Annotated in this window: 13 protein-coding genes; 3 read left to right on the top strand and 10 right to left on the bottom strand. The window is 63.7% G+C overall.

The window, feature by feature from the left end:
- Window positions 1-13 precede the first annotated feature (13 nt).
- From Y88_RS05825 to Y88_RS05815, 3 genes are all read right to left on the bottom strand, one after another.
- Window positions 14-1483 carry an APC family permease gene (locus tag Y88_RS05825; RefSeq protein ID WP_008067138.1) on the bottom strand — a complete coding sequence of 490 codons (1470 nt, stop codon included), beginning with the start codon at window positions 1481-1483 and terminating at the stop codon, window positions 14-16.
- A gap of 36 nt (window positions 1484-1519) precedes the next feature.
- Entirely contained in the window at window positions 1520-2944 is a 1425-nt protein-coding gene (locus Y88_RS05820; protein WP_008067136.1) for a gamma-aminobutyraldehyde dehydrogenase, read from the bottom strand.
- Window positions 2945-3108: 164 nt separating this feature from the next.
- Window positions 3109-4026 carry a LysR family transcriptional regulator gene (locus tag Y88_RS05815; RefSeq protein WP_008067134.1) on the bottom strand — a complete coding sequence of 306 codons (918 nt, stop codon included), beginning with the start codon at window positions 4024-4026 and terminating at the stop codon, window positions 3109-3111.
- 432 nt (window positions 4027-4458) lie between these two features.
- Between Y88_RS05815 and Y88_RS05810 the strand changes: the two genes are divergently transcribed.
- Window positions 4459-6798, top strand: a complete 2340-nt coding sequence (locus Y88_RS05810) for a TonB-dependent receptor (protein ID WP_008067133.1) — start codon at window positions 4459-4461, stop codon at window positions 6796-6798.
- Here the strand turns inward: Y88_RS05810 and Y88_RS05805 are convergent.
- From Y88_RS05805 to argE, 5 genes are all read right to left on the bottom strand, one after another.
- Window positions 6795-7721 (bottom strand): LysR family transcriptional regulator, encoded by a 927-nt coding sequence (locus Y88_RS05805; protein WP_008067132.1) that lies wholly within the window; start codon window positions 7719-7721, stop codon window positions 6795-6797. The two genes, Y88_RS05810 and Y88_RS05805, sit on opposite strands and share 4 nt — an antisense overlap.
- Window positions 7722-7727: 6 nt before the next feature.
- Entirely contained in the window at window positions 7728-8408 is a 681-nt protein-coding gene (locus tag Y88_RS05800) for a DUF1028 domain-containing protein (RefSeq protein WP_008067131.1), read from the bottom strand.
- The gene (locus Y88_RS05795; protein ID WP_008067130.1) at window positions 8405-8818 is read right to left on the bottom strand and encodes a RidA family protein; all 414 of its coding nucleotides are present in this window, start codon (window positions 8816-8818) and stop codon (window positions 8405-8407) included. The genes Y88_RS05800 and Y88_RS05795 overlap by 4 nt, the downstream gene beginning before the upstream one ends.
- Window positions 8819-8856: 38 nt before the next feature.
- Window positions 8857-10098, bottom strand: a complete 1242-nt coding sequence (locus Y88_RS05790) for a flavin-containing monooxygenase (RefSeq protein ID WP_008067128.1) — start codon at window positions 10096-10098, stop codon at window positions 8857-8859.
- Window positions 10099-10198: 100 nt separating this feature from the next.
- Entirely contained in the window at window positions 10199-11377 is a 1179-nt protein-coding gene (gene argE / locus Y88_RS05785; RefSeq protein ID WP_036500313.1) for an acetylornithine deacetylase, read from the bottom strand.
- Window positions 11378-11855: 478 nt separating this feature from the next.
- Between argE and Y88_RS05780 the strand changes: the two genes are divergently transcribed.
- Together Y88_RS05780 and Y88_RS05775 are read left to right on the top strand one after the other, a co-directional pair.
- Window positions 11856-12245: a hypothetical protein gene (locus Y88_RS05780; RefSeq protein ID WP_008067125.1), complete on the top strand. Its 390-nt coding sequence runs from the start codon at window positions 11856-11858 to the stop codon at window positions 12243-12245.
- Window positions 12246-12480: 235 nt separating this feature from the next.
- Entirely contained in the window at window positions 12481-12894 is a 414-nt protein-coding gene (locus Y88_RS05775; RefSeq protein WP_008067124.1) for a DUF6932 family protein, read from the top strand.
- A 320-nt stretch (window positions 12895-13214) separates the two neighbouring features.
- On the opposite strand, the gene Y88_RS05770 is transcribed toward Y88_RS05775, so the two are convergent.
- Both Y88_RS05770 and Y88_RS05765 read right to left on the bottom strand, forming a co-directional pair.
- Window positions 13215-15668, bottom strand: a complete 2454-nt coding sequence (locus Y88_RS05770; RefSeq protein ID WP_008067123.1) for a GcvT family protein — start codon at window positions 15666-15668, stop codon at window positions 13215-13217.
- Between the two features lie 110 nt (window positions 15669-15778).
- Window positions 15779-16666, bottom strand: a complete 888-nt coding sequence (locus Y88_RS05765) for a response regulator transcription factor (RefSeq protein WP_157132587.1) — start codon at window positions 16664-16666, stop codon at window positions 15779-15781.
- Window positions 16667-16717 lie beyond the last annotated feature (51 nt).

The following is a 16717-nucleotide window of genomic DNA, read 5'->3' as shown; positions in this document are numbered from 1 at the left end:
ATGACGGCAGGGTTCAGCCCGCACTGCGAGGGCGCCAGGCGTCTCCTGCCGGAGAATCGCTGCGATCATAAGGCCGTCCGATCACCATGTAGACAAGCCCCGAGACGACTACGGCGACAAAGGTCATGACCATGCCCCAGGATTCGTACCACGGCAGGTCGCCGCCGCCCGGCTGGAGCATGTCGGCAATCGCGCTCACACCCCAGACCAGACCGACGATGTTGATCGGCCAACCCCAGCCGCCCAGGCGGAATTTCCCGTGCGGGCGCCAGCCCTTGGCGCGAGCAAAGAGAGCAGCCATGACCACCATCTGGAACCCGGCATAGATCCCGACGACGGCAAAGCTGACGATCGTCGCAACGGCATTGGCAAAGAACATGCCCAAGACCAGAATGGCCGCCGCGATCACGCCCGACAATGCGAGTGCATTGGTCGGAACGTGGTGGGTTGTCGAAACCTTGCGCAGCCATGTGCTGGCGACAACCATGTCGTCGCGGGCATAGGCATAGGCAAGGCGGCTTGCCGCAGCCTGAAGGCTGAGCACGCAGGACAGGAACGAGACCAGCACGACCACGATCACCGCCTTGGTCCCGATCGGGCCGAAGGCCGCCATCAGCGCATCCTGGATCGGCGTCGTCGAGCGACCGTCGATCACCGCCCCGATGTCGGGCAGCGACAGGATCAGCGCAAGGCACACGAAGATCGATGCGGACATACCGATATAGATCGTCGACTTCATCGCCTTGGGAATGGCAACGCCCGGATTGGGGGTTTCCTCGGCGACGTCACCGCAGGCCTCGAAGCCATAGCAAGTGAACAGGCCGACGATCGCCGCTGACATGAAGGCCGGGAAATAGGGGCCGCCATGCGAAACGCCGTGGGGGTCGAGGATCACCGAGACCGGTTGGTGACGGTGGAACAGCAGGAGGATCGCCCCGACCACCAGCGCGCCCAGAATTTCACAGATGAACCCGAACATGGCGACGCGAGCGAGCGTTTTCGTGCCCGCAAGATTGGTCAGAGTCGAAATCGCGACCAGCGCAATGGAAATGAGCCCGGAATTGACCGGCGTCGCCTCGAACCCGAACAATTGCGCGACGAAGGGGGCCGCCCCCGCCGACACGCCCGCGATCGAGGTGAACAGCGCCCAGCCATAGACCCAGCCGGCCATCCACGCCCATTTCTTGCCGACAAGGCGGCGGCACCAGGGATAGAGGCCCCCGGCGATGGGAAATTGCGAAACGACTTCGCAAAAGGTCAGGCAGACGATCATCTGGCCGATGGCGGCAATGCCGTACCACCAGATCATCGGCGGCCCGCCCGAGGCGATCGCCGTGGCGAACAGCGAATAGACCCCGACCACCGGCGAAAGATAGGTGAACCCCAGAGCGAAGTTCTCCCACAGCGACATGTTGCGGTCGAACTGGGCGGAATAGCCGAGCGCTCTCAGCTCTGCATCGTCGTCGGCGGTCGTTTCGGTCATGCTTGCTCCCCGGTCATTGCTGGCTGCGACCCCCGATCACAGCTTGATCATGATGTGGCGCGGACAGGTGTAGTCCTCCAGCGCATAGAGGCTCATGTCCTTGCCGTAGCCCGACTGCTTGAACCCACCGTGCGGCATTTCGCTGGTGAGCATGAAGTGGGTGTTCACCCATGTGCAGCCATAGCGCAGCGCAGAGGCGACACGCATCGCCTTTCCTACGTCGCGCGACCATACGGACGAGGCGAGGCCGTAATCGGAATCGTTGGCCCAGGTGATCGCGTCCTCGATGTCGTCGAAGCGCGTGACGGAGACGACCGGGCCGAACACTTCGCGGCGGACGATCTCGTCGCTCTGACGCGCGTGGGCAACGACGGTGGGCTGGAAATAGAAGCCCTTTTCGCTGCCCGCTGCGCCGCCGGTGGCGATCTCGATATGCGGTTCCTCGGCCGCGCGCGCGACGAACGCAGCGACACGCGAAAGCTGACGTTCGGAAATCAGCGGGCCGATCTCGTTTTCTTCATCGTCCGCCTGATTGTAGCGCAAGGTTGAAACCGCGCCGGCAAGTTCGGCGACCAGACGGTCGTAAACGGGCGCAGCGCAATAGATCCGGCACGCGGCGGTGCAATCCTGCCCCGAATTGTAGAAGCCGAAAATGCGCAGGGCCGAAACCACTTCGTCAATGTCCGCGTCGTCGAGGACGATGACCGGCGCCTTGCCGCCCAGTTCGAGATGAGTGCGCTTGATCGTCTTGGTCGCGGCCGAAAGAACCTTGCGTCCGGTGGCGATGTCGCCCGTGACCGAGATCATCGCCACCGAGGGGTGGTTGATGAGATGGCTGCCGACGCTTTCGCCGCGTCCGTAAATGACGTTGATGACGCCGGGCGGGAAAATGGCGGCGGCGTCCTCGGCCAGCTTGAAGCTGGTCAGCGGAGTGAGTTCCGAAGGCTTGAGCACGACGGTGTTGCCCACGGCCACCGGCGCCGCGATCTTCCAGATCGCCATCATCAGCGGATAGTTCCACGGCGCGATCGAGGCGATCACCCCGATCGGGTCGCGGCGGATCATCGAGGTGTGGCCGGGCAGGTATTCACCCGCCAGCGGTCCCTGCATCGCGCGGGCGGCTCCGGCATAGAACCGTACGCAATCGACGATCGCGGGAATTTCGTCGTTGAGCACGCAAGGGTAGGGCTTGCCGCAGTTGAGCGCTTCGAGACGGGCATAGGTTTCGGCCTGCGCCTCGATCCGGTCGGCGAGCTTGAGCAGCAGGTTCGAGCGTTCCGCAGGCGAAGTGCGCGACCATGTCGTGAAGGCGGCTTCGGCAGCGGCAACCGCAGCTTCGACCTGAGCGGGGGAAGCCTCGCCGACTTCGCCGATCAGGCTGCCGTCGCGGGGGTTGATAAGTTTCTCGGGGGCTTCCTGTCCTGCCTCGAAACTGTCGCCAATGCGCATCAGGTAAGTCATGTCGACGCTTCCTTTTGTCGACCGGGCGATGGCAAGGCGCGCGCAAGAATGTTGCGGGTGCCCACGCCGGTCTGTTGCGAGGAAAAGGCTATCGGAGCGTTTGAGGCTTCACCATTTCAAATAAGGAAACCGCGCTTTCGCATTTGACGAACGCTGAGCGAGGGTCATCCGACGTTTTCTTCATGCACCGCACTCTGTCCGCGCACGACGGCAAGGAAACCTTTGAGTGCGGCGGACTGGTTGGTGCCCCGGCGCCAGGTGATCGCAACCCGTGCAGGGGTCGGCGGATCGCGCAAGGGGCGCGCTTCGACCCGGTCGCCTTCAAGTGACCAGCGGCGATAGGCCAGGTCGGGCATGGCCGCGACCCCCGCTCCGGTCGCGACAAGGCTGCGCACCGCCTCGACCGAGCGGGTGCGGACCAGCACGTTGAGTTTGAGCCCCAGACGCCGCCAGTGCTTTTCGGCGGTTTCGGCGATTTCGTCGGTGGCCAGCAGGATCAGCGGCAGGCCGTCGAGGGCTGCATGATCGATGGCGCTTTGCCGGGCCAGCGGGTGGTCGGCGGCCATCCACAGCCGATAGGGCGATGCGGCGATCTGCATGGTCTGCATCGCCTGGGCCGGTTCGCCCGCAGGCAGGATCATCGCCGCCGCATCGACTTCGCCGCCGATCAGGAGGTGTTCGAGATCCTCGCGGCTGTCCTCCACGATCGAGACCTGGGGATTGGGGTAGGCCTGGCGAAAGCGTGCAAGCTGTTCGGCAAGGACATAGCCCGCGAGCAGGGGGGTGACCCCCAGATTGAGGCGGCCGCCCACTTCGGTCAGGTCGTCTTCAAGGCTTCGTCGCGCCTGTGCCACGGTGTCGAGGATCGAGCGGGCGTGGCGGAGGAATTGCTGCCCCTTGAGCGTCAGTTCCATGCCTCGTGCGCGCCGTTCGAACAGGCGGCAGGCCAGATGCTGTTCCAGATCGTGGATTGCGACCGTGATCGAGGAGGGTGTGACATTGAGCGCCTTGGCCGCGCCCGACAGCGAGCCGAGTTCGGCAATGGCCACGAAATAGCGGATTTGGCGAAAGGAGAATGACACCGTTCGAAGCTATCGAACGCAAGGTGCGAGTCAACACGGGCGGGGCGGTCTTGTAGCGTCCGATCCAAAAAGGGTGGCGCGGATTTCAGCGATTTGGCGGCGGTTTTCCGGTTTGGATCCGGCGAGAATTGCTTTCGTAAATCCGGAAACTTCAATTTGCATATTTGAAATTGTGAAACCCGAAATCGTCGGGCCTAATCCGATTCCGCAGCCATATTGCGCTGCAACGTATCGCTCCATCGTCAATCCGGTGCGGGTCGCGCTGCTTCTCGACCGCCATCCCCAGTCCGGCGTGCGACACTTGTGTTGCGCGCAGGGAGAGGGCGTGCGGTCGGGACCAGGGGGGTGCAGTCCGAACCGAGAAAAGCACCGGCCACACCTGATCCGGCCGCGTCGCACGAAGGGAGTGCGATCTTGCAAGGAGGAGGTGTAATGTCGCAATCGTCCCCCACTGGCCTATCGCGCCCAGTCCTGTCCCGGCCGCTCGCTTTCGCGGTCCTGTTGCTCGCCGGGGTGGCGCCCGTTGCGGTTCATGCCGCCGATGCGCCGCCGGTCATGAGCGGAAACGAGATTGTGGTGACGGCCGAACGGAGGGCCTCGACGGTCCAGTCGACGCCGATTTCGATGACGGCCTTGAGCGGGGCGCAGTTGCAGGCGCGCGGGGTCAACGATCTTCAGGCCGTCGTTCGCGACGTTCCGGGGATTTCGATGCGCACTTCGGGGCCGGGGCAGACCGAGCTCGAAATGCGCGGGCTTGCCTCGTCCGGGGGATCGTCGCCGACGGTCGGTTTCTATCTCGACGAAGTGCCGCTGTCGCCGCCCGCCGCCTCGCTCAACGGCAAGGTGGTGCTCGATCCCAACCTGTTCGACCTCAATCGCGTTGAAGTCCTGCGCGGGCCGCAAGGGACGCTCTATGGTTCGGGGTCGATGGGCGGCACGGTCAAGCTCATCACCAACGAGCCCAAGCTCGACCACATCGAGGGCGCCTATGACATGTCGGTTTCCGCGACCGAAGGCGGGCACCCGAGCGGCGGCGGCGATCTCATGATCAACCTGCCGCTGGTCAAGGACAAGCTCGCCCTGCGCGTGGTCGGAACCGAGAAATATACCGGCGGCTGGGTCGACCGCATCGTCGGGGCTGCGGATTTCCCGCTCGAAAGCGGCAGCGGGTGCGGCAACGGGATCAGCTCGTGGGCCGGATACGGCTGTGTGCGCGGCAATGTCGACAAGGCCTCGGTCACGGCCGTCCACCACGACGTCAACTGGACGCGCCTGTCGTCCTTGCGCGGAAGCCTGCTCTATCGCCCCGACGAACGCCTGAGCGTCACGGTCAACGGCATGTACCAGCGCACGATCGCGGGCGGCTACAGCGAATACGACCAGGGTTCGGCCAAGGAAGCCCATTATCAGCCGTTCGATTTCGCCGAACCCTTCGCCGACACGTTCTGGATGGTGGGCGGCACGATCAAGTATGACGCCGGGCCGGTCGAGATCACCTCTGCCACGTCCTATTGGCACCGCGTCGAAACACAGACGATGGACGCGGCCGAGCTGGTTCAGAACCTGCTCGCGCTCGATACCTATACCGGCCCGATCGGCTTTACCGAGCGCGACACGTCGCACCAGTTCAGCCAGGAACTGCGCTTTGCGACCAAGACCGATGGGCCGTTCCAGCTCGTGGGCGGTTTCTTCTATTCCTCGCTGGTCTCGACATGGGCAGCGGACAATGCGGCACAGGCCTATGCCGGGTATTCGGTCGGCGGCGCGGATGCCAATCCCGAAGGGATCGTCTATCGTTCGTACAACCCCTATCGCATGGAGCAGTACGCCGCGTTCGGCGAAGCCTCGTACAAGCTGACGCCCGCGTTGAAGGCGACGGTCGGCCTGCGGTACTATGAATTCCACACCCATGTGGACATGTGGCAGAACGGGATCGGGACCGCGACGGGCAATGCCGATCCGACGACGCTGACCGTTGCGACGAGCGCGCGCGGGGTCAATCCGCGCTTCAACCTGTCCTATATCCCCAATCCGCGCCTGACCATTTACGGCACCATTGCCAAGGGGTTCCGTCCCGGCGGCGTCAGCCTGCCCGCGCCGCAGGAAACCTGCGGCAATCAGCCGGTCAAGTATGGTCCGGATTCGGTGTGGAGCTATGAAGTCGGGGAAAAGGCGAAGCTTGCCGGGGGCAAGATCTCGTTCAACGCCGACTTCTACCTGATGAACTGGTCAGGAGTGCAGCAGCAGATCACCCCGCCTTGCGGCTATCCCTATACCACCAATGCCGGGAACGCCCGCGCCTATGGTCCGGAAGTCGAAATCACGGTCACGCCGGTCCACGACCTGACGTTCTCGCTGAGCGGGACAGTCACTTCGGCCAAGATCCGCTCGGTCGATCCGGGCACGGTCGGCGTCTCGGTGGGGCAGCCCATTCTCAACATTCCGGGTGCCACGGTGAACGGATCGGTGTCCTATACCGCGCATCTCAATGCCGAAACGACGCTGACCGCGCGGGTTGCCGACAATTTCGTCGGGCGGGTCTATGACATCGCCTATAATCAGCAGCGGCTCGATCCCTATAACCTTGTCGACATGCGGCTCGTCCTTGCGCGCTCGCCATGGAGCCTGACCGCGTTCATCAGCAACCTGACCAACGAGCGCGCTGCACTGACGGTCAACAACACCGCCTTTGCCTGGCTTACCCCGTCGCTGACCCGTGTTTCGGTCAATCAGCCGCGCACGTTCGGCCTGACTTTCGCGAACAAGTTTTAAAGATCGGCCATTCCGGGCAAATGATGATTGGTGATGCGTTCGCGGCAGAATGTCGCGAACGCATCGGCCGTGCGGGTCTGGCGCAAGTTGCGCGCGGTCAGCAGGCCAAGCTGCATCGGCGGGAACGGATCGGACAGCGGGACATAGGCGAGCGGACGGCCGTTGACCGCAACGCGGCTGGCTGGCCGTGCGGTCAGCAGGGTATAGCCGAGGCCGCTGCCGACCATCGAACGGATCGTTTCGGATTGTTCGGAGCGGGCGACGATGTTCATGGGTACGCCCGCCCGTTTGAACAGCGACAGGAAATAGTCGCGGCTTACCGGCAGGTCGAGCAGGATGAACGGCTGCCCGGCAAGGTCGGACAGTGACAGTCGACCGCTGCGGGCAAGGCCGTGCTCGGCAGGCAGCACGATATAGGTCGGCAATTGGGCCAGCGGCTCGAACGCGATGTCGTCGGCCTTTTGCTCATAACTGAGGGCAAGATCGATTTCCGCGCGGCGCAGGCGAGTAACGAGTTCGGCCTCGTCGTCTTCGATCATCGACAGCTCGACACGGGGGTGGAGCGCGACGAAATCGGCCAGCAGTTCGGGCAGGATCAGCGGCGAGAGCGTGCGGAACGCGCCGACGCGCAACGGGCCGGCAACATTGCCCGCCATGTCACGCGCCAGATCGCCCAGATCGTCCGCCGCGCGCAAGAGATCGCGCGCCGCGATCAACAGGCGTTCACCCGCCGGAGTGAGCGACAGCCCCTGCGCATGGTGGCGGATGAACAACTGCACCCCGAACTCGTGTTCGAGCTGGGTGATCGCGGCGGAAATCGAGGGCTGCGAGATGTGCACCCGTTCCGAGGCGAGCGTGATGCTGCCCGCCTCTCCGGCCGCCACGAAATAGGCCAGTTGCCTCAGTGTGAAACGGGTTGCCATCTTCGATCAGGGATCGCCCGGAACGCCATAGGACGGCGCCGCATCGGGATGCAGCGCGCGGGTCACATAGTCGTGCATCTGCGGCTGCCACAATGTCCAGAGCTCGCGCAGGCGTGCGATCGGCGCTTTTTCGGCCCAATCGACACGCAAGTCGGCAAGGGGCCAGGCTTGCTTGTCCACCACCAGCATTCCGGCCGAATGGACCGGGCCTTCCTCGCCCCCGGCGGCAAGGGCCGCTTCGAGTGCGAACAGGAGCCGCTCGCCGAGCGGAGCCTCGGGCGAGGCGGCAAAGGCTGCAAGCATCGACGGCAGGACCGCATCGCTTGCCAGCATGTTGCCCGCTGCGACGGCATCGGTGCCGAGAAGGTGTCCGTTGCGACCAAGGGCGCGCGTCCCGCTGAACGCCGCGACACGGCCTTGTGCGTCGATTGCGGTCACTTGCCGCCACGGCGCATGGGCGCCAGCCTCGGCCTCAAGCGCGGCAATCGCGGCCGGGGCATCGGTGCCCGCCGCCATCAGGTCGAGCCCGCGCGGGCCGAGGCGCGGGTCAGTCACGTTCTGGCTCGCCACTGCGCCGACGCCCGCCCGCGCATGGGCGCAACGCGCGGCGACGGCGGGACTGGACGAGGACAGGGCGACGCCGAATTGCCCGGTGCGGGCACAGCGCGCGACGATCGAGAAGGTCAAGGGATCACCGCCGTGGCTTCGATTTCGACCAGCCATTCCGGGCGGGCGAGGGCCGAGACGACAAGGCCGGTCGAAACCGGGAAGACGCCTTTCAGCCAGAGCCCCATTTCGCGATAGACATCCTCGCGATAGCGCACGTCGATCAGATAGACGACGACGCGGCAGATGTGGGACAAGTCGCCGCCTGCCTCTTCGAGCAGCATCTTGATGTTTTCCATCGCCTTGCGGGCCTGAAGCGTGGCGTCGCCGACATGCAGGCTTTCACGGGTGTCGAGATCCTGCGAAATCTGGCCGCGCACGAAAACCATGCGCCCGCTGGCAACGACGGCCTGGCACAAGTCGTTGTCGAGGTTCTGTTCGGGATAGGTTTCGCGGGTATTGAACGGGCGGATGCGGGTATGAACGGGCATCAGGGATCCTGTTGCTGGAAAAAACGGGCGGGACTGGATCAGGCGGGGTTGAGCGCGCCTGTGCGTTCGGCGATCCGGTCGGCAAGATAGGCCGCATCGTGCCATACGCCCCAGATGAAGGCCGAGGCACGGCGCGACAGGCCGGGAAGGCCGAGAAAATGCAGCCCCGGCACATCCGACACCCCGCGCTGGTGACGCGGATTGCCGTCCGCGTCGAACACGTCGATGTCGACCCATCCGAAATCGAACGCATAGCCGGTTGCCCAGACGACCGAAGTGATCCCTGCCGCCCTGAGGTCGAGCGCGATGACCGGATTGATGACACAAGCCGGAGCCGCGCCGATCACATGGGCTTCGGGCTCTTCGGGCAAGTCGAGCCCTTCGCGGGCGACATAGTCGTCGGCCTCGCGCAGGACGGACAGATAATCCGCATCGCCCGCCGCGATGGTTTCCGCCAGATTGTCGGCAAAGTGGACGATCCCGTCCTCATGGCTTTCGGCCCGTCCGACCAAGGTGATCCCGCTATCGGCGAGAGCGCGGAAATCGACCGTATGCCCGCCATGGGCACCGCTGACCGCGATTGTCACATGTTCACCGGCCGTGGCGGCGGGGGGGAGGTCCCACTTGCCCAGAACGCCCAGCCACCAGACGAAATCCTTGCCGCGATAGCGCCGGGGAGGGCGGTTGTGCGGCCCGACGGCAAGCCAGGTCGGCTTGCCCGCGCGGTTGAGTTCGTCGGCGATCTGCACGCCCGAGGATCCCGCGCCGATGACCAGAACGCCACCTTCGGGCAATTGGGCGGGATTGTGGTAATGGGCCGAATGGATCTGGACCAGACCGTCCTGAGCAGGGATCAGGGCAGGGATCACCGGTTTCTGGAACGGACCGGTCGCGACCACCACCTGTTGCGCCGCGATCGTGCCCGCGCTCGTTTCGGCAAGGAACGAACCGTCGGCGCGGCGGCTCAGCCGCTGAACCGCGACGCCGGTGCGGATCGGCGCCTCGATGCGGCGGGCATAGGCTTCAAGATAGTCGGCCACTTCCTCCTTGCCGGGGAAGCCGTCGGGGCCGGTGCGTTCAAAGGTCTGGCCCGGAAAACGGTCGTGCCATGCCGGGCCATTGGCAACCAGCGAATCCCAGCGTTCCGAGCGCCAGCGTTCGGCGATCCGCGCGCGTTCGAGGATCAGATGGGGCAGGCCATGGCGGCCCAGATGCTCGCTCATGGCGATCCCGGCCTGTCCGCCGCCGATCACAAGGGTTTCAACCGTTTCGCCGTCCATTTGCGCTGTGCCTCCTGCCGTTATGAGCCGAGACTAGGGGGACGACTGGTTTTGCAAAACCACAAATAATGTCAACACTGCTTCGGAAAAGCTGAAGTTGTCAGACGAGGGATACCCCGGCTTCGAGCCGGTCGATCAGGCGCGCCAGCATCGCGTCGCATCGGGCGAGTTGTTCCTCGGTCACGAACTCATCGGGCTTGTGTCCTTGCTCCATCGATCCGGGGCCGCAGATGACGGTCGGAACACCCAAAGTCTGCGAGAACAGGCCGCCTTCGGTCCCGAACGCGACCTTGATCGGGGCGGCATTGCTGCCCGACAGGGTGCGGGCAAAGGCAAGCGCGCCGGGGTGGCGGGTGTCGAGGCCGGGATAGGCGTTGACCGCTTCGATCTCCAGCGCGGCTTCGGGAAAGTCCCGGCGCCACGGCGCGATGATCCCTTCGGCCCGGGCGCGGATTTCGCGTTCGATGGCCAGCGGGTCGTCGCTGGCCATATTGCGGATCTCGAATTCCAGCTCGCAAGTCGCAGGCACGATATTGAGCGCCTCGCCGCCCCGGATCGTGCCGACATGGATCGTGGAATACCCCACGTCATAGGCCGGATCGGGCGTGGTCGCGGCCAGTTCGCCCTGCAACGCGCGCAAGGCGGCAATGAAATCGGCGGCAAGGTGAATGGCATTGAGCCCGGTCGGCGCCAGTGCCGAATGCGCCGCGCGCCCGCGTGCCACTACGCGAAAGGCCGACTTGCCCTTGTGCCCGGTGGCGAGCGCCAGACCGGTCGGTTCGCCGATCCACACCAGCAAGGGGCGCAAGGGGCGCGAAGCCAGCAGATCGAGCAGCGAACGCACGCCGAGGCATCCCACTTCCTCGTCGAAACTGATCGCCAGATGCAGCGGCGTACGCAACGCCCGCCCACTTTCCGTGATCCGCCCCGCCGCGATCACGGTCGCCAGCGCACTGGCGAGAAACCCTTTCATGTCCGCCGTTCCGCGCCCGTACAGCCGCCCGTCCTGGGCATGAAGAACAAACGGATCACGGCTCCACGGTTGTCCCGCCACCGGGACCACGTCGCTGTGCCCGGACAGGACAATCCCCGGCACGCCTTCGGGGCCAAGGCTGATCCACATATTGGCGCTATCGCCATCATCGGTCAGCTCGACCCGAGCCCCCACCGGCTCGACCAGCCCCCGCACATAGTCCACCAGCGCCCGATTGCCGCTACGGCTGACTGTGGGAAAGGCGACAAGGCGCTCAAGAATGGCGCGACTGGCAGACAGGCTCATCCTGCCTCCATCGGTCAGGTCCGCCCGCTTGTACACGTCGAAATTTCCGAACCTTTGCTTCGGCGGGCCCGATACGCGGGGGCAGGCTGTTCAGCCCCGTTCGGAGTACTCGCCCTGAAACTGACATCAGGCCGTGAACGGATCGGCGCGATCAGAGCCGCGACATGTAACGCTGTCCATGTTTACAGCGGTTGACCTGCGGCAGCTCCCGGCCAGATCTCGCCGTTCCGCTACGGCCTCTGGAACGTCGGCTTACGTCGAAACCGGTCTTCCAGAAGTCGGACCGCCGCCGGTCGGAAACGCGCGCGTTCAAGTCGTTCGTGCTCCGGGGCGACGATACCAAAACCCGTCATTAATTCACAACGTGACGGGCACTCCACGCCGATTGATTAGATAGCGGTTGAATTTGATCGACGAGGCGCGTTTTTTCGACACCTATCGCCGCTGAGGGTTTCACAGCGGCTATTTGGAGGATGAGATGGCGAAACTTCGCGTCGAAGGTCCGCAGGCCAGCGAAGCCGGCCGCTGGATGGTGCGCCTCAATGTCAAACACCGCTCAGGTGTCGAACGTTATGGTGTCGCCCGGCTCACCAACAACGCTAATGGAAAGGCGCTCGACGTCTTGCTGCTCGGTCATAACCGGGTCGATGCGATCTTTATGCCTTACGATATTCGCGAACGTCTCGGCATCGACAAGGGCGGCGAATTAGACTTTTCGTTGCGAAAGGTCGGACTCTGGGGCCTGCTCCGCTGGTATGTGCGTTCGCCCGATCCTGCCGTGTTCATCCCCGCTTGGATCGCGGTGATCGGTCTAGCGCTCGCCATTGTAGGACTCGGCCTCGCCGCGTTGCCGCTTGTCTGCACCTAGCATAAGCCCGACGGCAGCGCGCCCACCCAAGACGTTTTATTCCCGATATACCATTCACCGAACTTGCCGTGCGGGACAGCCTGACGGTAGTAGGTTTAAAAGACTGGGGCTGGGACATAGCCGCACTTGGTGATTGTCGGGGAGACCTTGTACGACATACAGGCGCATTTCGCGGCAAGAGGCGATGGTAACCTGATCGCAGCACAGCGCGGACAACTGAAGGTTAACGAAGTCGATGAACCTCGCAGAATTTGAAGGTCGGTACGGCGCAACAGAGCGTCGCCGCTATCTCATCGGCTTGCTCAAGAACGAGCTTGATCACATCGTTGCGCAGCAGTGGCTTTATAGCGTCTTCGTGTTCGGCAGCCTCGTGAACAGTGACAAGGACGAGCCCGGCGACATCGATGTTCTCCTGTGCATCAGCAAACCCTTCGGTGCGGACCCCTGGAGCAAGATCACGGCGAGCGACGACATTCATATCAAGAGCTGTCAGCTGTCCCCCAATTTCGACCCCGAGGCCCGGGCACTTCCGTCGCTACGGCCGTGTCACGGCGTCGAAGAAATGGTTCGGCTATTCAACGAGAGCACAAAAAATACCGATGAGAATATTGAGATCTCGGCGGACCAATGCATCGAGGTGACGCTCTAGCCGGCGACTGCCGCCTCCAATTGAGCGTCAGCTATCCTCGCAACGCGGTTCCAAACCCGACATTCGCCAACTGGCCCACCATTCTCCTTCCCTGCCGCGGCTCGCTGTCTTTCAGAACGTCCGGTTTCCGTCTGAAAGCGGGCCCTGTCGAAGCCCGCGCGGGAATGGCGGCAAAGTCCCATTTTAGTCATGCTGTTCGTAGCAGTTGGCTCAGTGGGGATGGCTGATCGCGGGACTTGGGGCGGGCGCTTTAACGACCGCCGTGGTTGGCAAATTCGCTGCCCGCCCGGCGCAGTTGTCCGGGCGGGGCCTTGGCTGGGTTAAGCTTTTACGCGCAGGTTTTTGGGGTCGTACCAGGGCTTGAGGCTGGCTTCGACGGGGTAGCGTTTCCAGGCGATTTCGACTTCGAGGGACTGGGCGTCGAGAAAGGCCTGATCGACGCCTTCGGGGTGTTCGATATAGCCCATGCCGAGCGAAGCACCGATGCGGTGGCCGTAGGCGCCCGAGGTGACCGAACCGATGATGCGGTCGCCCGACCAGATCGGTTCGTTGTGATAGACGAACGGGGCGAGCGGGTCTTTCAGGCGCAACTGGACAAGGCGGCGGCGCGGTTTTCCCGCTTCCTTCTGGCGGAGCAGGGCTTCGCGGCCGATAAAGCCGCCGGGCTTGTCGAAAGCGACGGCAAAGCCGAGGCCGCCTTCGAGTGGGGTGTCTTCCTCGCCGATGTCATGGCTCCAGTGGCGATATCCTTTTTCCATGCGCAGCGAATTGAGCGCGAAATAGCCTGCATGGCCGAGGTTGAAGGCTTCGCCCGCCGCGACCAGCGTGTCGAAGACGTGCGTGGCGAATTCGGCGGGAATGAAGAGTTCCCAGCCCAGTTCGCCGACGAACGTGACCCGGTTGGCCCGTACCCGCGCATAGCCGAGGTCGATTTCGCGGCTGGTCCCGAAGGGGAAGGCTTCGTTGGAAAAATCGGCCGGGCTGACCGCCGCGAGCAAGTCGCGCGATTTTGGTCCCATGACGGCAAGCGCGGGGAGGCCCGAGGTCACATCGACGGCAAAGACATGCGCGTCATCGGGAATGTGCCGCTTGAGCCAGGCCATGTCGCGCCGTTGCGAGGACGCAATGGTGACGACCATGAACGAGGTTTCGGACAGGCGGGTAATGGTGACGTCCGCCTCGATCCCGCCGCGCGGATTGAGCCATTGGGTATAGACGAGCTTGCCCACGGGCACGTCGATCTCGTTGGCGGACAGGCGGTTGAGGACTGCCAGCGCGTCGCGCCCTTCGACATGGTATTTGACGAAGCAGCTATAGTCGAAGAGCACCACGTCGCTTGCCGTGCGGCGGCATTCGGCGGCAGTCGCCTCGAACCAGCTGGGCCGTCCATAGGAATATTCGACGTCGGGGCGGCTGCCGGGTTCGCCGAAGAAACCGGGGCGTTCGAAACCGACAGCTTCGGTCATCCACGCTCCTTGTGCAAGAAGGCGGTCGTGGAACGGGCTGCGGCGCACATCGCGCGCGGTTTCGAACTGGCGGCCGGGCCAGTGCATGTCGAGCAGCGCACCGAGGCTTTCGGTCGTGCGGTCATAGAGGTATTTGCGATTGGTCTGGAACACCGCCGTCCGGCGCACGTCGACATCGGTCAATTCGACCGGTGCCTGACCGTCGCGGATCCAGTCGGCCATGACTTTGCCGACCCCGCCTGACGACAGGATGCCGATCGAATTGAACCCACAGGCTGAAAACAGGTTCTTTACCTCGGGCGTTTCACCCAGAAGATAGCGGTTGTCGGGGGTGAAGCTTTCCGGACCGTTGAAGAACAGCTGGATGCCAGCCTTCGCCAGCAGCGGCACGCGATCGACTGCGCGGGCGAGGATCGGTTCGAAATGATCGAAATCCTCGGGCAGCGTGTCGAAGCAGAAATCGGGGTTGATCCCGTTCATGCCCCACGGCTTCGCATTGGGTTCGAAACAGCCGAGCAGCAGCTTTCCGGCGTCTTCCTTGTAATAGGCATATTCGTCCGACACGAACAGCACGGGCAGATTGCGGGGCAGTTCGGCAATCGGTTCGGTAACGATATAGAAATGCTCGGCGGCGTGGAGCGGCAAGTGAACGCCGATGGTCGCGGCCAGATCGCGCGACCACATGCCGCCGGTGATGACGACTTTCTTCGCGCGGATTGGCCCCTTGTCGGTCATGATCCCGACTGCCTTGCCGCCTTCGACCAGGATCTGGGTAACGGCGGTCTGTTCCAGAATGCGGGTGCCGCCCATGCGCGCGCCCTTGGCATAGGCCATGGTCACGTCGATCGGATTGACTTGCCCGTCATGCGGGAACCAGAAACCGCCGACGAGGCCATCCGTGCTGATCGGGCCCCAGCGTTCCTGAATTTCGCCGGGCGTGACCGGTTCGACCGGAAGGCCGAAATTGCGCCCCATCGATGCCCCGCGCGCCAGTTCCTCGTACCGGGCCTCGGTCTTGGCGACGCGCAGCGATCCGTTCTGCTTGAACCCGGTGGCAAGCCCGGTTTCCTCTTCCAGTCGCCCGAACAGTTGCCCGGTATAGAATGCCAGTTCGGTCATGCGGCGATTGGCGCGCAGTTGGGTGACGAGCCCCGCCGCATGCCATGTCGTGCCGCAGGTCAACTGCTTGCGTTCGCACAGGACGACATCGGTGATGCCGATTTTCGTCAGGTGATAGGCGATCGAGCATCCCGCGACGCCGCCGCCGATGATGACGACTTCGGCAGTGGAGGGAAAATCGGTGGTCATGGCATGGCTCCGGTCGGCGCGGGCGAAAGGGAATGCGCGTCCGGATGAAACTGTCGCGGTGATGGGGTGTCCCGCAATACCTTGGGCGGGTTAACCCCGTTGTCCTGCGATCAATGCCGGGGGCGGAGATAGTCTTTCAGCGGGTCGCGCCCGACGGCAAGGTCGGTCGCGCCGACGGCTGCGATGAACAGCGAGAACACTTCGGCCTGCGACCCGATGCCGAGCTTGGTATAGATATGCTTGCGGTGAACCTTGACCGTCTCGACCGCGATGTCGAGTTTCTGCGCAATCAGTTTGACCGAATGGCCGAGGAGGATGTGTTGCAACACATCGAATTCGCGCGGGGTCAGCAGCGATCGGCCGAAATTGGTCCGCGCGTTTTCGAGCGCGCGGTGAAATTCGCCGGGCGTGCGTCCGTCGGTCGGCGCGGGCGGGGCTTCCTGTCCCATATCCTGCCACGCGGCAGCAAGCAGAGTGACGACCAGTGGCGCGATGGCGCGGGCGGCTGCCAGTTCGGCAGATGAGAACGGGCGCTGTCCGGCGACGCGGCTCAGGGACAGCAGGACATGGCCCGATTGCCGGTCGCCGCTGCAAAAACAGATCTCGTCGATGAGCCCCGCCGCTTCATAATAGGTGCGGTAATACTCGCTCTGGTCGAAGTTTTCCTCGATCACTTCGCTCAGCGCGAGCATCCCGCGCATGCGGCAGCGTTCGAGTGCGAGATAGAACGGGTCGATGACGTAATTGAAGCGCAGGTATTCGGTGATGCTGATCGTGCGGCGGCGAATGTCGGTGCGGTGCTGAACCAGCCTTGGCCCTTCGTCGCGCGGGACATGGACCATCAGGGTGCTTTCGATGCGCAGGTGGTTTTCGATCGCGCCAAAGAGAATGCGCGCGGCCACGACCGGGGATGCAGCCTCCTGCACCCGGGCGAGCATGTCGTACCAGTCCCGGCTGGTCAGGTATTCGGGAGTGAGGCTGGGGACGGGCGTGTTCATGCGGGCGATCTTTTTCCGCCCCGCCCGGCGGGCGTCAACCGCGTGCGCCAT

The organism is Novosphingobium nitrogenifigens DSM 19370 (assembly GCF_000192575.1).
Classification (GTDB): Bacteria; Pseudomonadota; Alphaproteobacteria; order Sphingomonadales; family Sphingomonadaceae; genus Novosphingobium; species Novosphingobium nitrogenifigens.
The sequence above is the reverse complement of the archived record's forward strand: the minus strand, read 5'-3'. Positions and strand labels throughout refer to the sequence as shown.

What these genes read in the sequence shown, in the direction of transcription:
- Y88_RS05780 (WP_008067125.1), top strand. Translation starts at nt 11,856, where the DNA reads ATGGCGAAACTTCGCGTCGAAGGTCCGCAGGCCAGCGAAGCCGGCCGC.
- Y88_RS05810 (WP_008067133.1), top strand. Translation starts at nt 4,459, where the DNA reads ATGTCGCAATCGTCCCCCACTGGCCTATCGCGCCCAGTCCTGTCCCGG.
- argE (WP_036500313.1), bottom strand. Translation starts at nt 11,377, where the DNA reads ATGAGCCTGTCTGCCAGTCGCGCCATTCTTGAGCGCCTTGTCGCCTTT.
- Y88_RS05825 (WP_008067138.1), bottom strand. Translation starts at nt 1,483, where the DNA reads ATGACCGAAACGACCGCCGACGACGATGCAGAGCTGAGAGCGCTCGGC.
- Y88_RS05790 (WP_008067128.1), bottom strand. Translation starts at nt 10,098, where the DNA reads ATGGACGGCGAAACGGTTGAAACCCTTGTGATCGGCGGCGGACAGGCC.
- Y88_RS05820 (WP_008067136.1), bottom strand. Translation starts at nt 2,944, where the DNA reads ATGACTTACCTGATGCGCATTGGCGACAGTTTCGAGGCAGGACAGGAA.
- Y88_RS05770 (WP_008067123.1), bottom strand. Translation starts at nt 15,668, where the DNA reads ATGACCACCGATTTTCCCTCCACTGCCGAAGTCGTCATCATCGGCGGC.
- Y88_RS05805 (WP_008067132.1), bottom strand. Translation starts at nt 7,721, where the DNA reads ATGGCAACCCGTTTCACACTGAGGCAACTGGCCTATTTCGTGGCGGCC.
- Y88_RS05765 (WP_157132587.1), bottom strand. Translation starts at nt 16,666, where the DNA reads ATGAACACGCCCGTCCCCAGCCTCACTCCCGAATACCTGACCAGCCGG.
- Y88_RS05795 (WP_008067130.1), bottom strand. Translation starts at nt 8,818, where the DNA reads ATGCCCGTTCATACCCGCATCCGCCCGTTCAATACCCGCGAAACCTAT.
- Y88_RS05775 (WP_008067124.1), top strand. Translation starts at nt 12,481, where the DNA reads ATGAACCTCGCAGAATTTGAAGGTCGGTACGGCGCAACAGAGCGTCGC.